Annotated in this window: 17 protein-coding genes; all 17 read right to left on the bottom strand. The window is 35.8% G+C overall.

Annotated features, from left to right (window positions below; translation table 11 throughout):
- Positions 1 to 12: 12 nt before the first annotated feature.
- The gene (sucC, locus tag Q0977_RS00565) at positions 13 to 1173 is read right to left on the bottom strand and encodes an ADP-forming succinate--CoA ligase subunit beta (protein WP_119414269.1); all 1161 of its coding nucleotides are present in this window, start codon (positions 1171 to 1173) and stop codon (positions 13 to 15) included.
- 156 nt (positions 1174 to 1329) lie between these two features.
- Positions 1330 to 1626 carry an EscU/YscU/HrcU family type III secretion system export apparatus switch protein gene (locus Q0977_RS00560; RefSeq protein WP_119414268.1) on the bottom strand — a complete coding sequence of 99 codons (297 nt, stop codon included), beginning with the start codon at positions 1624 to 1626 and terminating at the stop codon, positions 1330 to 1332.
- Complete coding sequence (locus Q0977_RS00555) at positions 1623 to 3713, bottom strand: hypothetical protein (protein ID WP_299509569.1); 2091 nt, start codon at positions 3711 to 3713, stop codon at positions 1623 to 1625. Before Q0977_RS00555 ends, Q0977_RS00560 begins: the two co-directional genes overlap by 4 nt.
- A gap of 6 nt (positions 3714 to 3719) precedes the next feature.
- Positions 3720 to 4493 (bottom strand): ribonuclease HII, encoded by a 774-nt coding sequence (locus tag Q0977_RS00550; protein WP_299509567.1) that lies wholly within the window; start codon positions 4491 to 4493, stop codon positions 3720 to 3722.
- 154 nt (positions 4494 to 4647) lie between these two features.
- A complete protein-coding gene (gene ylqF / locus Q0977_RS00545) occupies positions 4648 to 5502 on the bottom strand; it encodes a ribosome biogenesis GTPase YlqF (RefSeq protein ID WP_119414265.1) in 855 nt (284 codons plus the stop codon).
- An 18-nt stretch (positions 5503 to 5520) separates the two neighbouring features.
- Complete coding sequence (gene lepB, locus Q0977_RS00540) at positions 5521 to 6090, bottom strand: signal peptidase I (protein ID WP_119414264.1); 570 nt, start codon at positions 6088 to 6090, stop codon at positions 5521 to 5523.
- A gap of 107 nt (positions 6091 to 6197) precedes the next feature.
- Entirely contained in the window at positions 6198 to 6542 is a 345-nt protein-coding gene (gene rplS, locus Q0977_RS00535) for a 50S ribosomal protein L19 (protein WP_119414263.1), read from the bottom strand.
- 133 nt (positions 6543 to 6675) lie between these two features.
- Positions 6676 to 7404, bottom strand: coding sequence for a tRNA (guanosine(37)-N1)-methyltransferase TrmD (gene trmD, locus Q0977_RS00530; protein WP_119414374.1), 729 nt, complete (start codon positions 7402 to 7404; stop codon positions 6676 to 6678).
- The gene (rimM, locus tag Q0977_RS00525) at positions 7404 to 7925 is read right to left on the bottom strand and encodes a ribosome maturation factor RimM (RefSeq protein ID WP_299509560.1); all 522 of its coding nucleotides are present in this window, start codon (positions 7923 to 7925) and stop codon (positions 7404 to 7406) included. The genes trmD and rimM overlap by 1 nt, the downstream gene beginning before the upstream one ends.
- Before the next feature lie 225 nt (positions 7926 to 8150).
- Positions 8151 to 8384, bottom strand: a complete 234-nt coding sequence (locus Q0977_RS00520; protein WP_119414261.1) for a KH domain-containing protein — start codon at positions 8382 to 8384, stop codon at positions 8151 to 8153.
- A gap of 14 nt (positions 8385 to 8398) precedes the next feature.
- Positions 8399 to 8671 (bottom strand): 30S ribosomal protein S16, encoded by a 273-nt coding sequence (rpsP, locus tag Q0977_RS00515; protein WP_119414260.1) that lies wholly within the window; start codon positions 8669 to 8671, stop codon positions 8399 to 8401.
- A 107-nt stretch (positions 8672 to 8778) separates the two neighbouring features.
- On the bottom strand, positions 8779 to 10134 hold the full coding sequence (gene ffh, locus Q0977_RS00510; RefSeq protein ID WP_119414259.1) for a signal recognition particle protein: 1356 nt from the start codon (positions 10132 to 10134) through the stop codon (positions 8779 to 8781).
- Positions 10135 to 10146: 12 nt separating this feature from the next.
- Complete coding sequence (locus Q0977_RS00505) at positions 10147 to 10482, bottom strand: putative DNA-binding protein (RefSeq protein ID WP_119414258.1); 336 nt, start codon at positions 10480 to 10482, stop codon at positions 10147 to 10149.
- A 249-nt stretch (positions 10483 to 10731) separates the two neighbouring features.
- A complete protein-coding gene (gene ftsY, locus Q0977_RS00500) occupies positions 10732 to 11925 on the bottom strand; it encodes a signal recognition particle-docking protein FtsY (protein WP_299509549.1) in 1194 nt (397 codons plus the stop codon).
- An 18-nt stretch (positions 11926 to 11943) separates the two neighbouring features.
- Positions 11944 to 15507, bottom strand: coding sequence for a chromosome segregation protein SMC (gene smc, locus Q0977_RS00495; RefSeq protein WP_119414256.1), 3564 nt, complete (start codon positions 15505 to 15507; stop codon positions 11944 to 11946).
- A 2-nt stretch (positions 15508 to 15509) separates the two neighbouring features.
- Entirely contained in the window at positions 15510 to 16271 is a 762-nt protein-coding gene (rnc, locus tag Q0977_RS00490) for a ribonuclease III (RefSeq protein ID WP_119414255.1), read from the bottom strand.
- 139 nt (positions 16272 to 16410) lie between these two features.
- On the bottom strand, positions 16411 to 16647 hold the full coding sequence (locus tag Q0977_RS00485; RefSeq protein ID WP_119414254.1) for an acyl carrier protein: 237 nt from the start codon (positions 16645 to 16647) through the stop codon (positions 16411 to 16413).
- Between the last annotated feature and the right edge of the window lie 30 nt (positions 16648 to 16677).

The raw sequence follows: 16677 nt of genomic DNA, 5'->3' as shown, positions 1-16677 counted from the left end.
ATCCCGCCCTTCTTAGCCTACAAGTTCTACGATTTTTTGAGCACCGTCACCCATGGAATCTGCAGCTACAATATTTAAGCCTGATTCATTCAGTAATTTTTTCCCTAAATTAACATTTGTCCCTTCTAAACGGACTACTAATGGTACATTTAACCCCACTTCTTTTGCAGCTACAATTACGCCTTCTGCAATAACATCACATTTCATAATGCCACCAAAAATATTAACGAAAATTCCCTTTACATTTGAATCTGACAAGATAATTTTAAATGCTTCCGTTACTTTTTCAGCAGTTGCACCACCACCAACGTCAAGGAAGTTTGCAGGGTGTCCTCCGTAGTAACTAATGGTATCCATTGTTGACATCGCTAGACCTGCTCCATTTACCATACAACCAATATTACCATCCAAAGTTACATAATTTAGATCATATTTTGAGGCTTCTATTTCTTTTGGATCTTCTTCATCAAAGTCACGCAATTCAACAATATCTTTATGGCGATATAACGAATTGCTATCAAAATTAAATTTTGCATCTAATGCTTGTACTTCATTATCCCCTGTTATTGCTAGTGGGTTAATTTCTAAGATAGACGCATCTTTTTCTGTAAACGCTTTATATAAACCTAGCATTAAATTTGCAGTTTTATTGATTAATTGATTTGGAATATTCATATTAAATGCAAGTCGTCTTGCTTGGAATCCAGTAAGTCCAACAACTGGGTCAACGACTTCTTTGAAAATCTTTTCCGGATTCTTTTCCGCTACTTCTTCGATGTCCATACCGCCTTCTTCTGAGCCCATTACTGTTACTCTTGAAGTAGCTCGGTCTACTAAAAAGCTAAGATAATATTCCTTTTTAATATCAGAACCAGCCTCTATGTATAGGCGTTTTACTTCTTTACCCTCTGGACCTGTTTGATGTGTAACCAGTACTTTACCTAACAGTTCTTTAGCATAAGAACGGACTTCATCTAAATTTTTAGCGATTTTTACCCCGCCAGCCTTTCCACGACCGCCAGCATGGATTTGAGCTTTTACCACTATAACCTTTGAATCTAATTCTTTCGCAACTTTTACAGCTTCTTCTGGTGAGAATGCAACTCGACCTGAAGGAACCGACACCCCATATTGACGAAGAATTTCTTTTCCTTGATACTCATGGATGTTCATACTTAATCCTCCCATCTAAATTTCATAATATTATGAAATACAAGTATATTGTATAAAAATCAGACAATAATGTCCATAGTCTACTTCACTACATTTCTTTATCCAAAAATAACAGATTATCCAATAAACTAAAAAGCCACTAATTTTATATAAAAATTAGTGGCTATTATCGGAGTACTTTTCATGCAATTGATCTAATCTATAAATAAATGCAAATACTTCCGCAACTGCTTGATATAGTTCTTCTGGAATAGCTTCGTTCAAATCTAGTTGTCCTAGTAGTTGGACAAGATTGGGATCTTCTTGAATCGGAATATTATGGGCTTTCGCCTGTTCCAATATGTTTTCAGCGATTTTCCCCTTTCCTTTTGCAATTACCTTTGGTATATCGGCATTCAAGGGATTATAGGAAAGGGCAACCGCCTCTTTTCTTGTTTGTTGTCTTTCATTCATATACGTATATCGACTCCTTGCGTATGCAATTCTGATGCCGATGTTTTCTTGCTATTGGTATTCGTTTGTTCCTTTGCATATTTTTTTATAAAAACACCAGAAAGTTGATAGTCATGTTGTGAAAGGCCATTTTTAAGAACGCTTTTTAATGGCCCAGCTAAAGACTTCAAGTTGTCATTTTCGTTATAAATAGTGACCGAAACAACCCGACTTTGCACTTGCATATCGATTACGGTTTCTTGAATAGAGCTAAGTTGCAAGTAAAAAAGTATGCGTGCATAATCAGCATCAATTTTACCGTCTTTTTTCATACGGCCATTCCATTGTAATGTTGCTTCTGTTTTTTTTCCAAAGAACTCTAATGGTACTTGCATAATTAGTTGATGTTGTGGTCCGTTTTCGCCTGATAAATACTGCATACCATTCATCCGAGCTACGACTTGTTCCGCTACATTTTTTGTCGTACTTGAAATAGAGTCTTCCTGTAAAAGTCCTAATAATTGTGGCTTTAGCTGGCTTGAAATTTGTTCTAGATTTGAAGAATTCTCGCTTAGCTTCGCTTCATAGCTCAGTCCTAAATTTTGTAAAGTTTGTTTGATTGCTGTTTCGAATGTTTTACCATCCAGTTGTTGTGCTAGCTGTTCTTCCGTTTGCATTAGCATGTTCTGAATAAAGTCTGATTTAGAACTAGTTGTTACTTGTACTAGTTTTGTAAATGTACTCCGCTCATCTGCAATATCTGCATTTAATATTTGCATCAATTGTTGCTTCGCAGTCATTCCTTGTTTATCTTCTTGAAATGGTTGTAATTGAGCTGAATCGCTAAAAGCTTTCAACAATTGGTTATGTAATTCCTTCACCACTGATTGAATTGAAGGAGATATACTTTTTTCAATATCAATCTTTTGGATTGTTTGAAGTAATTCTTCCTTTTGTGTTGAAGTTAACAAAGTCTGCTCTTGTATTGCATTTTTTAGTTGTGGTAGCAATTCTGTTATTTCTTTTTTGGACGTCGTGTACAAAGCTGCTGTTAACATTTGAATTGGCGATTTTTGTAATGCCGTTTCTAGATGCTTTGTAACTGCCTGAACATTTTCAATCGTCGGTTGTGTAGTTGCCTTTGTTATAGATTGACGAATCCCCAGTTTTTCAGAATCTAATAATGATGAATTTTGTTGTAATGATTCTTTAACTTGCTGGAGTATCGCTGACACTTCCTTCATATTACCTGTTTGCGATGCTGATGAAAGTTGTTGTAGAAATCCATTGTTAGATGGTTGAATAGCAGTATTCCAGTTAAATAGATTTGAACTTTTCGGCATCATTCCAGCGCTTTTTAGTAGTTGTAAAACTGTTAATTTATCTGCTGGAGATGCTGATGAAGAAGATAAAACATCTAACATTTTGGCTAATAATATGCCTCCAGTTTCTAAGGTCAGCGGTTTGTTGATCATTTGCAGTTGATTTTGAAGCTGTTCCCGCAACGTTGGAGGAATGGAATCATCTTGGAGTAATAATTGTTGTAGATTACCTAAAACCTCTGTAAAGCCTTGTTTCATACTTCCTTGCAATACAGCTTGAAATGTATTTTGTTGGATGGGTAATTTTAGTTCAATCAATTTTTGTATAACTTTCAATGCATCTTTTGAACTTATTGCCTCAGGTAACGTCTTCATAATTTGCTCTGCTTGTTGCATTTGTTCTTTCGTCATCGGTAAATTATTTTTTAGCAGATGCGACGCTAATTCTTTCATTTCATTTGTTTGTGGCAATTGCATCGACTCTAATAATTGAGAAACTTGTTGTGATATAGGTGCTGATGGTGTCATAGGCCCTGAAATGACTTTAAGTTGTAAATCTGGCTCAACCCCTGACACTTGGAAATAATGCGAATTTCCAGCTTGTAATGGGATTTCTAGTTTAGCCATCATTCGTTGTCCACCAATTTGAACCTCTGCCATTTGCTCTGGATATAGTTGTTTAATCGTTCCATGTATAACTTGTCCTTGTTTTAAAACCAATGGTTGTCCAGTCATCGGCCCACTTGACGTTTGTAAATGAACTGATGTCAACGATGGATAATTCAACTCTATTCACTCCTTTTGAAGAATTATAGATTTAATCGGTTCAAACGTTTTCCGATGAATTTCTGTTGGTCCATATTTTTTTAATGCTTCTAAATGTTGTTTTGTCCCATAACCTGCATGCTTTTCAAATCCATACTCTGGATATTGCTTCGCTAATTCTTCCATATAATGATCCCTAGCCGTTTTGGCAAGAATGGATGCTGCTGCGATTGCTAGGCTTTTAGCATCTCCTTTTATAACGGATTGCTGTGGTATATCAATCGGCAAAGTCATAGCATCTGCTAATACAAAATCTGGCTTTGTTGATAATGATTCAATTGATATTTTCATAGATTGTTTTGTCGCTTCATATATATTAACCTCATCAATCACACTGGCGGGTTGAAAGTGAATAAAAGAAGCAATCGCACATTCATTTATTTTTTCAATAAAGCTTTCTCTCGCTTCTTTAGATAATTGCTTTGAATCATTTAATCCGATTAATGTTGGGCAGTCTTCCGGAAGTATGACAGCTGCTGTGACAACTGGTCCAGCTAGAGGTCCTCTACCTGCTTCGTCAGTTCCTGCTACAAGTGCATGTGGAAAAGGTCTATACGATTCATCGAATTCAAGTTTCTTCTTGTGTTCTGATAAGAGATGATCATATTTTTCCTTGCGACGATGCCATTGTTCCAACGCTCTAACAATACCTTGTCTCTCGTCTGTTTCTAATTCATCCATCCAAGGTTGCCATTCTGTTTCTTTCAATAGTGCATCTTTAATTTCTTTAATGGTACTCACTTAAAATTCTCCTTTTACTAAACCCGATTGGTTCACTCATAATCCGTGAAGATGAAGTTAACTTACACCCATTGATACTCTTTTTATCGGCTATCTTTAATTAAAATACAGAAAAAAAACCTTCTTTACACATCGGTAAAAAAGGTCTATTTTTTTATGCAAAATCTTCTACAAAATCAAAGGTTAGCTTACCAAGTTGCTGACTGCGAATATCTCTTACAATTAGTTCAGCTACTTGGTCATAATCAATTTCTCCACCAGATATATAAACGTTTCGTAATTTTCCTATATGATCAAAAGTTTCAACAATTTCATCACTCAAGCTTGAAATATGATATCGATCTTCCATACGCCCTGGATAATGATTACTTAAAAAATTCAAGCCATAAATAGCAAGGTCATCCATATTCGTAATCGTATCTTTTATAGCTCCAGTTAGCGCTAATTTATATCCAACTTCTTGGTCCTCAAATTTCGGCCATAAAATCCCTGGAGTATCTAATAGCTCTAATTCCTTACCAACTTTAATCCATTGTTGAGACTTTGTAACACCAGGAGTATTACCTGTTTTTGCAATATTTTTCTTTGCAAGACGATTGATAAGTGTAGATTTCCCTACATTTGGTATACCTACAATCATTGCGCGAATAGCTCTAGTTTTTAAACCTTTTGCTTTCATACGTGCCCATTTATCCGCTAATAACTGCTGCGCAGCTTTTGTTACTAACTTCAAACCTTTTCCATCCAATGAATTAATGGCAATAGCTTTATGGCCTTTTTGTTCGAAATAAGCAAGCCATTTTTTTGTTTGAGTTTCATCTGCCATATCAGCTTTATTTAATATTAATAATCTTGTTTTTTGATGAATGACTTCGTCAAGCATCGGATTTCTAGATGACATAGGCAGGCGTGCGTCGATTAATTCAAAAATAATATCAACAAGCTTTAAATTTTCCGTAACTTGTCTGCGTGCCTTGGCCATATGTCCAGGAAACCATTGTATAGTCAAGTTTTTCACTCCAATTTGTTAGTTCACTTTGCCTATCTGATTGAAAGGCCAAAAGACAACATTTGTTTTTCCGATAATTTTATCAACAGAAACGATCCCAATATGCCGGCTATCTTTGCTATATCGTCGATTATCGCCCATAACAAAAACATATCCTTGCGGGATAGTATCCCCTTGTACACTTGGAATATCTTTTAATGAAAAGTCTTCTGTTAAAGTTCCACCATCTGTTATTTCATCTTTAAATTTTTTTAAATATGGTTCTTCAATTGCTTTTCCATTTATATATAGTTGGTCATTTTTATACATTAACTTGTCACCGGGTAAACCTATTACACGTTTAATATAATCCTTTTTTTCAGGAGCATGAAATACTACTATATCAAACCTGTGTATCTCTCCAATCCGATAGCCAATTTTATTTACTATCATACGATCCCCGTTTTCAAGTGTAGGCATCATTGATTCACCATCAACTACAATTGGCGTAAATAATAAGTATCGAATGCCAGCTGCAAGTGCAAATGCAATAATAAGTGCTTTTGTCCATTCCCACAACTCATTCTTTTCCCTTTTATGCTTTTCCATCATCGATGCCCCCTTGACATTTCTACTTATATTGTACAAGGATTTATCATTTCAGGCAAAAAGAAAGAGAGCTTGAAATGCAAGCTCTCCATTCTTCAAAAATAAGCTTATCGAATTTCTTTAATACGAGCAGCTTTACCACGTAAGTTACGTAGGTAGTATAATTTAGCACGACGTACTTTACCACGACGAGTAACTTCTAGTTTAGCGATTTTTGGTGTGTGTAATGGGAATGTACGTTCAACTCCAACGCCGTAAGAAATTTTACGAACTGTGAAAGTTTCACTAATACCGCCACCACGACGTTTGATAACTACACCTTCGTATACTTGGATACGTTCGCGAGTACCTTCGACTACTTTAACGTCGATTTTTACTGTATCTCCAGCACGGAATGTTGGGATGTCAGTACGAAGTTGATCTTTAGTGATTTCTGAAATAATGTTTGACATTGTTTTCTCTCCTTAGACAGATGCTCTTGCAGGTCACTGTGGTTGCTACAGCGGAACACCGTAATGCGGCATCTCCATAGAAATGCATCTCAAATATTAGCATATATTTTAACCTGTTGCAAGTCTTTATACTTTACAGTTTTTTTAGTTTTTCAAGATATTTTTGTTGTTCTTTTGTTAACTCTATATGTTCTAGTAAATCCGGTCTACGTTCAATTGTACGCTTTAAAGATTGTTCCATTCGCCATTGTTCAATTTTCGCATGATTACCTGATAATAATACATCCGGTACTTTCATACCACGAAAATCTGCAGGACGGGTGTAATGTGGATGTTCAAGTAATCCAGTTGAAAAAGAGTCAAGTACAGGTGAATCATCATTTCCAAGAACACCCGGTAATAACCTTACAACACTATCGATTATTGTCATAGCCGCTAATTCTCCACCGGTTAAAACAAAATCACCAATTGACAGCTCGTCCGTTACTAAATACTGACGAATTCTTTCATCATACCCTTCATAATGACCACATACAAAAACTAAATCTTCCTCTTGCGCTAATTCTTCAGCTTTTGCCTGTGTATAGCGTTCTCCTTGTGGACACATAAGAATGATGCGGGGTTTCTTTCCCTCTTCCACAAGAGCCTCTACAGCATTAAATAGAGGTTCTGGTTTTAACACCATTCCTGCTCCTCCACCATATGGATAATCATCTACTTGAGCATGTTTATTATTAGAAAATTGTCTGAAATCGGTAACTGATAGTTGCACAGCTTGTTTTTCTTGTGCTTTTTTTAATATGGAAGATCCAAAAACGCCTGTGAACATTTCGGGAAATAAAGATAAGACGTGAATATTCATCATGATAATAGCCCTTCTATTACTTCGATTACTATTTTCTTTTCATCAATATCGATTTCCTTGACAAATTCATCTACAACAGGAATGTAATGATCTTTTCCATCTAATCCTTTAACTGTCCAAACGTCATTTGCAGCAGTTTCAAAGATTTCTTTCACTTTTCCAATTTCTTTTCCATCTTGATCGTAAACTGTACAACCTACTATTTCATGGTAGTAGAATTCGTTATCTTGTAATTGGTCTTCATCGAGTTGCCTTTCACTAACTTTTAGTATTCCGTCTCGGAATGACTCTACATCATTGATATTAGGATACCCTTCGAATGATAATAGAATAAAGTTTTTGTGTGGACGAGAAGAAGCAATTGTTAATAACATTGGCTTTTTCTCACCTTGTTTAAAAAGAGCTAGTTGTTGACCAACAGCATATCTCTCTTCTGGAAAATCCGTTTGAGAAATGACACGAACTTCTCCTCGAATACCATGCGTATTAACAATTTTCCCTACGTTATACCATTCCATATTGTTCACCTCTTTAAAATATTGAATTGTTTAACAAGCGCGTTCCACTTTTATTTATCTAGCTCCACGCGCTAGCCCCTCAATGTTGCTTCGATCCCTTGGTCAAAAGCTGAAAAACGCTTTTGAGTCGGGCTCTCCAGCACTTGTCGGGGCTATTCAAGCGCGTTCCGCTTTTATATAAATATTATATATAAAAAAGGAAGGAACGTTTGCTCCTTCCTAGTTTTAATCTAGAATATCGATATAAGTCTTTTTATGATGGTGGCTGCCTGCGGCTGAGTAAACAATTGTTCGAATTGCTTTAGCAACTCGCCCTTGCTTGCCAATGACCTTTCCAATATCACTTGGATGTACAGAAAGTTTATAAACAATACGATTGTCGTTTTCGTCAGTAATAATTTTTACTTCGTCTGGATAATCGACTAAAGGTTTTACGATTACTTCAATCAGCTGCTGCATAATGCCACCTCCGATTATTTACCGATTTTAGAGTTATGGAATTTTTCCATAATGCCTTGTTCTGAGAACAAGTTACGTACAGTATCAGATGGTTTCGCACCATTTCCTAACCAAGCTAATGCTTTAGCTTCGTCAATTTTAACTTCTGCTGGAGAAGTTAATGGATTGAAAGTACCGATAGTTTCGATTGAGCGACCATCACGTGGTGAACGTGAGTCTGCTACTACGATACGATAGAAAGGAGATTTTTTAGCTCCCATACGTTTTAAACGAATTTTAACTGCCATTGTTTAATTGCACCTCCGAATAGTTTCACACAAGATAGTATAATAGCAAGCTTTGGATTGTTTGTAAAGTGTTTTTTCTTAACACACTATATTTTAGCGTATTTTTTTTATTTAAACAAGGAATCTAAGCCAGGAAGTTTCATTTTTTTCTTCCCTTTTTGCGCCATACCTGTCATTTGTTTCATCATTTTTTTCATATCTTCAAATTGTTTGATTAGTCGGTTTACCTCTTGGACGGATGAACCAGAACCTTTTGCAATACGTTTTCTACGGCTTGCATTAATAATTTCGGGATTTGTTTTTTCAGCTGGGGTCATTGATAAAATAATTGCTTCAATATGGCCAATTTGTTTATCGTCGATTTTAGCATTTTCAAGTCCTTTAATTTTGTTTGCACCTGGTAGCATTTTCAATATTTCATCCAAAGGTCCAAGTTTTTTCACTTGACTCATTTGTTCAAGAAAATCATCTAACGTAAAAGATTGTGTTTTAAATTTTTCTTCTAAAGCCTTTGCTTGTTCTTCATCGACTGCTGCTTGAGCTTTTTCGATTAACGTCATGACATCGCCCATGCCAAGAATTCGTGAAGCCATTCGTTCAGGATGGAACGGTTCTAGTGCATCCATTTTTTCGCCCATACCTACAAATTTAATCGGTTTTTGGGTTACAGAACGAATAGAAAGTGCAGCACCACCACGAGTATCACCATCAAGTTTTGTTAAAACAACCCCTGTAATACCAACAGCTTCATCAAAGCTTTCAGCAACATTTACTGCATCTTGACCTGTCATTGCATCAACTACTAAAAATACTTCATCTGGTTCTTTTAATGCACGAATATCTTTAAGCTCTTGCATTAGTTTTTCATCGACATGTAGTCGACCAGCAGTATCAATCAATACAACATCATGATGTTCCTCTTTTGCTGTTTCTATAGCTTGACGAACAATTTCAACAGGAGAAATATCAGTACCTAAAGAAAATACTGGTAAAGACAATTGTTTTCCTAGCGTTTGCAATTGTTTCACTGCTGCCGGACGATATATATCAGCTGCTACGAGTAATGGTTTACGATTATATTTTTTTCTTAATACGTTTGCCAGCTTACCGGTTGTTGTTGTTTTACCAGCACCTTGCAAACCGACCATCATTATAACAGTTGGTGGTTTTGTTGCAAATTTAATCGGACTTTGTTCGCCACCCATTAAATCTGTTAACTCATCTTGTACAATCTTAATAACTTGTTGACCAGGGGTTAAGCTTTTCATAACATCCTGACCTACAGCACGTTCGCTAACTTTTTTTACAAAGCTTTTCACGACTTTCAAGTTAACGTCAGCTTCGATTAAAGCAAATCGAACTTCACGCATCATTTCTTTGACGTCTTGTTCGTTTACTTTACCTTTGCCTTTAATCTTGTTAATCGTTCCTTGGAGTCGCTCCGCTAAACCTTCAAATGCCATGCATGTCGCCTCCTAATCACATTGCTTTAGTTGTTCAATTAATGATAGCTGTTCTGCATTGTTTGTTTGAGCTACGGTTATACTTTTTTCTAGTTTTGAAAGTATTTGTTGTCTGTTCTGGAATTTTTCAAAAAGTTGAAGTTTTTCCTCGTATTCTTCAAGCATTGATTCTGTTCTACGGATATTATCATAAACAGCTTGACGTGAAACATCATAAGATTCTGCAATTTCTCCAAGTGATAAATCATCTAGATAATAGAGTTGCATATAACTACGTTGTTTTTCTGTCAATAATGCTTGATAAAAGTCAAAGAGAAAGTTCATGCGTGTTGTCTTTTCAAGTAGCATTTCGCAACCTCTCCTCTTTTTTACATATTCTTCTGTATCATAAAGATAATTATTGTTTCTGTCAAGTAAAAATACTTGTCTATTTTATTTTAAAAAAACAGATAACAATTACCTTATTTCCCCCTGCCAATAATCATAAAGACAAGAAGTGGATTTTTTAAACACTACCATTCTCTCAATTGAATAATTTAATAAAAAGTAAAAGGAGTCGCCAAAATTTTTCAGCAACTCCTTTCACTATTCTAAATCTTATTCTTCAGTTTTAGCTATTTGTTCATCAAGTGCATCAGCAAATAGGCCATATACATAACGTTCAGAGTCAAACGGTTGTAAATCATCCATTTGTTCTCCAAGGCCAACGAATTTTACTGGTATATGCAATTTGTTTCGTATCGCAAGGACAATACCACCTTTTGCAGTACCATCTAATTTTGTCAAAACAATTCCTGTAACATTTGTCGCTTCTTTGAAGATTTGCGCTTGTTGTAACGCATTTTGTCCTGTTGTGGCATCAAGCGCAAGTAAAACTTCGTGTGGAGCCGACGGAATTTCCCGGGAAATGACACGATGAATTTTTTCTAATTCGTTCATCAAATTCACTTTGTTTTGCAAACGACCGGCAGTATCACAAATCAATATATCTGCTTTGCGGTTTTTGGCTGCACGAATAGCATCATACATAACTGCAGCTGGATCCGATCCTTCAGATTGTTTTATAACTTCTACTCCTACTCGATCTCCCCATACTTGCAATTGATCAATAGCACCTGCACGGAAAGTATCCCCTGCCGCTAGTAACACGTTTTTACCTTGTTTTTTAAAACGATGTGCTAACTTACCGATTGTAGTTGTCTTTCCAACACCGTTCACACCTACGAACAAGATTACCGTTAAATCGCCTTCTTGAATATTCAACTCTGTAATATCTTCTTCACCTTGTTCATAAATTTCTACAAGTTTCTCAGATATTAATGCTTGTATGCCTTCTGTATCTTTTATATTTTTTCGTTGTACCTCAAATCGAAGTTTTTCAGTTAACTCCATAACTGTTTCCATACCAACATCCGCTTGAAGTAATAAATCTTCAAGTTCTTCGAAGAATTCTTCATCGACATGGCGATAGCGTGCTACTAGATCATTTACTTTTGAAGTAAATGAATCACGTGTTTTAGCTAAACCAGATTTGAACTTTTCTGTGATTGAGAAGGCAGAAAAACCTCTTTTGTTTTTTTCTTCTTTTTGTTGATTATCTTCCTCAATCTCTTTTTCTTGTTCTACTGTTTCTGGCTCTATTTTTTTAGTGCTATCAACAGTTATTTCTTGCACTTCGTTTGTAGAATGTTCTACAACTTCTTGTTCTTCTGTTGTTTGATCCAATAGCTCTTCTTTTTCAGTTTTTGAGCTACCCATCAACTTCTCTTTCATACGTTTTAAAAAGCTCATATTATTCGCTCCTTTGTCTTACGATGGAACAGGTTCTTCCTGTTCTAATTTAACAGATACTAGCTTAGAGACACCAGACTCTTGCATAGTAATACCATACAATACATCTGCACCTTCCATTGTTCCTTTACGGTGAGTAATGACGATGAATTGTGTTTCTGAGCTAAACTTTTTCAAATATTGACTATAACGAGCAACGTTTGATTCGTCAAGGGCAGCCTCAACTTCATCAAGAATGCAGAATGGAACTGGGCGTGTTTTTAAAATGGCAAATAGTAAAGCAATGGCTGTTAACGCCCTTTCTCCACCTGACAATAAGCTTAGTCGTTGAAGTTTTTTGCCTGGGGGTTGTGCCACAATTTCAATGCCTGTTTCTAGAAGATTTTCTGGATCAAGCAATTCTAAATCGGCATGACCTCCACCAAATAATTCACGAAATACATCTTGGAAATGTCGTCGAATTTCATAAAATGTGCTGCTGAAACGATTCGTCATTTCTTCATCCATCTCACGAATTGCCTCGTTTAATGTTTCTTGTGCTTCAAGTAAATCATTCCGTTGGTTTGATAAGAATGAATGACGTTCTGAAACTGTAGCATATTCTTCAATGGCACTAATATTAACAGTGCCTAATTCTGCAATGGACTGTTTTAACAACTTAACTTTACGTCGAGCAGTATCAACATCTACATCTAACGATGGCTCAAGTAATGCTTCCTCAAATGTAAGCTCATATTCTTTTTCAAGTTGTTTGGCTAAATTCTCATGTTCAACATCCAAACGATTTAATTTCACTTCGTAATTACGTAATCCATCAAGAAGTCCTTGATGCACCCGTTGTAATTCTTTTAACTCAATATCTATTGCATCAATTTGTTGTTGAACTTCAGTACGTTGTTGCTTCGTTTGTTCAACAGTTTTAACAAGTTCTTCTCTTCGGCTTTGTAAATCTGTAATCTTAACAATTATTTCTTCTTCAGAAGGACCATTAATGTCTCCACCATTGGTAATCCAGTCTATTTCTTTTGATATATTCGAAACTTCCTCAATAGCTTGTTGCGATTGAGTTACAGCATCAGATACTGCTAATTTTAGTTGGGATACCTGTTCATGTAAAACTGCTAATTCTGAGCGTTTTAAAGCATATTGTTCTTGTAAAACATCACGTTCTGATTCACTTTGTTGTTTTAAAACATTCAATTCTTCAACCGTTTGATTGATTTTAGTTAATTCTTTTGATAACTCTTCTTTTCGACGATTAAAATCTGCTAGTTGTCCTTCTAGTCTTGATTTACGACCAGATGCATCTTGTTGTTCATCACTAAACATAGAAACTCTTAATGACAATCGTTTAGTAGTGGCTTCTAATTCGCGATGACGAGCACTTAACTCTACCTCTTCAGCACGTATTTCTTCACCTTCTATACGTAACTGTTCAAGAAGTGTAGTCTTTTCTGCTACTTGTTCTTTCCATTCTGCAACTACCTTTTCTGCATTTCCGATAGAAGCTTGCATTTGAGATAATTGTGATGTTAAGCTTTCAAGTTCAGCTTTACGACTAAATAATGATGCCTGTTGTTTAACAGAACCCCCGGTCAAAGAACCCCCGGTATTAACAACATCACCATCTAAAGTGACAACGCGATAACGATAACCGCAAGTTTTTGCAATTTGAGAAGCACCTTGTAAATCTTTTGATACTAGTACATGACCTAACAAATTCTCCGCAATTGTACGAAATGCAGGATCATATGTTGCCAATTCATCTGCTGTATTAATAAATGAAGGATGATTTGCAACAGTTTGCAATACATTTGCAGGTACTTTACGAGACTTCATCACATTTTTAGGTAAAAATGTCGCTCTACCTGCTCGTTGTTGTTTTAACCATGTAATTGCTTTACGAGCATCTACATCCGTTTCAGTTACAACATGTTGCATTGCAGCACCTAGAGCAGTTTCAACAGCACGAGCATATTCGCCATCAACATGAATTAGCTCTGCTACCGCACCATGAATACCTTGTAATTGTTGCTTTTCACGTGCAACTAGAACAGCTTTTACACCTTGATAAAATCCTGAAAAATCCGCTTCAAGTTCAGCAAGTGTTTCTTGACGAGATTTCATCTGTTGTAAATGTTGATAGCCTTTAAATAACATAGATTGTTGCTGATCGTACTGTCTTTTTGCATTTTGCAAATCTTGTTGACAATTTTTATATTTTTCAAGCTTCAACGCTACTTGTTTTTCTACATTTTGCAATTTCTCAGCTACCAATTGTTGCTCTTGTTGTAAGCCTTTGAGCTCAGTTACCATTTCTGTGGATTGGCTTGAAATTTTTACAGAATTCTCAGTTTGTTCTTCTAATTGTTTTGTAATATTTTTTACTTCGTTTTTAACAGTAGCTTCTTCATTTAAGCGGTCAATATATGTGTCTTTCCATTTATTAATCTCTGCTTCAATTTCAGAAGTTGAACGATTCAAATTATCTTCAAGTTGTTTTACTGTTTTCTTTAAATTTTGGAGCTCTTGTTGGCGATCTACTAATTGCTTTTCTTTCTCGCTCTTCAATTTATTCCAACTGTCGCTAGAAGTTTTTGCCTTTTGAAGTGATTGTTGTAGTTTTGTTAGTTGTGCCGCTGCATTTATTCGTTTTTCAGCCATTAATACTTTACGGCCTTCAAAACGTTCAACTTCTGCACTTACATCTACAAGTTGATGCTGTGATTCATCTAGTAAACTATCTAGCTCGGTTAATTGTTTTCGAAGTTTTGTAATATAAGACTCTTTTTCAGTAATCTGTGCAGCATGAACTTGTTCTTTTGAAAACAGATTTTCCTTTTCTTTCGCAATACTCTCCATGGCATTGTTTAATTGCTCCATATCATGAACTAAAACTGCGATATCGATATCTTTTAGCTCTGTTGACATTTTCAAATAATCTTCTGCTGCGGATGCTTGGATATGTAATGGTTCGATTCGTTTATCCAACTCATGTAAAATATCTAATACACGATTCAAATTATCATCTGTTTCAAATAATTTATGTTCAGCCTTTTTACGACGCTGTTTATACTTTAATACACCAGCAGCTTCTTCAAAAATTGTACGTCGATCATCAGGACGACTATTTAATATTTCATCTACTCGTCCTTGAGAAATAATTGAGAAAGCTTCTTTTCCTAATCCTGAATCTAAAAATAGATCTGTAATATCTTTTAATCGACATTGTTGCTTATTAAGCAAATACTCGCTTTCCCCAGAACGATAAACACGACGAGTAACGCTTACCTCGTTATATGGAATCGGTAAGCGTTCGTCTTCATTGTCTAAAATTAATGATACTTCTGCAAAGTTAAGCGGTTTGCGTGAATCACTTCCGGCAAAAATAATATCTTCCATTTTTGCACCACGAAGGGACTTAGCTGATTGTTCACCGAGTACCCAGCGAATCGCATCTGTTACGTTACTTTTACCACTACCATTCGGGCCAACGACAGCAGTAACGCCAGGTACAAAGTCTATACCTATTCGATCAGCAAAAGATTTAAAACCAATCACTTCAAGCCGTTTAAGAAACAAAATTAACCCTCCTGATCATTCGCTATTTGTACTTTTAAAGCACGCATAGCGCATTGTGCTGCTTTTTGTTCCGCTTCTTTTTTAGATTTACCGTTGCCTACTCCAAGTTCTTTGTTATTTAACAACACTTGAGAGACGAATGTACGGTTATGTGCTGGACCATTTTCTTTAATGATTTCATATTGTAATGTACCAGAATTATTTTGTTGTACCATTTCTTGTAATTGACTCTTAAAGTCCATAACATGTGAAAATGCACCGAGCTCGACTTTTGGGAAAACAACTTTTTCCAAAAAGCCAACAACTGTTTCTAAACCTTGGTCTAAATATAAAGCACCTATAAATGCTTCAAAACAATCCGCAAGTAATGCTGGACGTTGACGACCACCTGTGATTTCTTCTCCTTTACCTAGTAATACGTATTTACCAAAATTCAACTCATTAGCAAATATCACTAGGGATGGCTCGCAAACCATTGCTGCACGCAATTTTGTTAGTTCGCCTTCAGTCATCTTAGGAAATTTAAGAAATAAAAACTTAGAAACAGTTAGCTCAAGCACAGCGTCTCCTAAAAATTCAAGACGTTCATTGTCTTCAAAAAGCTTTCTACGATGCTCATTTACAAATGATGAATGTGTAAATGCGTTGTATAACAAATTAGGATTATTGAAGTGTAAGCCCAATAAATCTTGTAATTCAGCGAATTTTAGACGTGCCTGCTCTGAAATTGCGCCATTCTTTTGTGAGAGTCCTTGTATTCTCATCTTTTATCAACCTTCTTATTTTCCATTTGGTACAATCTATAGTTTACCTTTTTATTATACAATGTGCAAAAATAAAAAGATAACTTCCCTCACTTTAGAAAAGCGGGGAAGTTTTAAGTATTGTATATTATACGTGAAATTAGCCGAGTTTGCTTTCGATAAAGCTTACTGCATCACCTACAGTAGCAATTTTTTCTGCGTCCTCGTCATCAATTTGCATATCAAATTCTTCTTCAAATTCCATTACTAATTCTACTACGTCTAATGAGTCCGCACCCAAATCATCACGGAAAGAAGCTTCTAGTTTCACTTCGCTTTCGTCAACACCTAAACGGTCAACGACAACTTTAGATACACGTTCTAATACTGTTGCCAAATTGTTCACCTCCTCTCAATGATTTCTTAT

Source organism: uncultured Rummeliibacillus sp., from assembly GCF_934216135.1.
Lineage (GTDB): Bacteria > Bacillota > Bacilli > Bacillales_A > Planococcaceae > Rummeliibacillus.
This window is presented reverse-complemented; position numbering and strand designations above follow the sequence as displayed.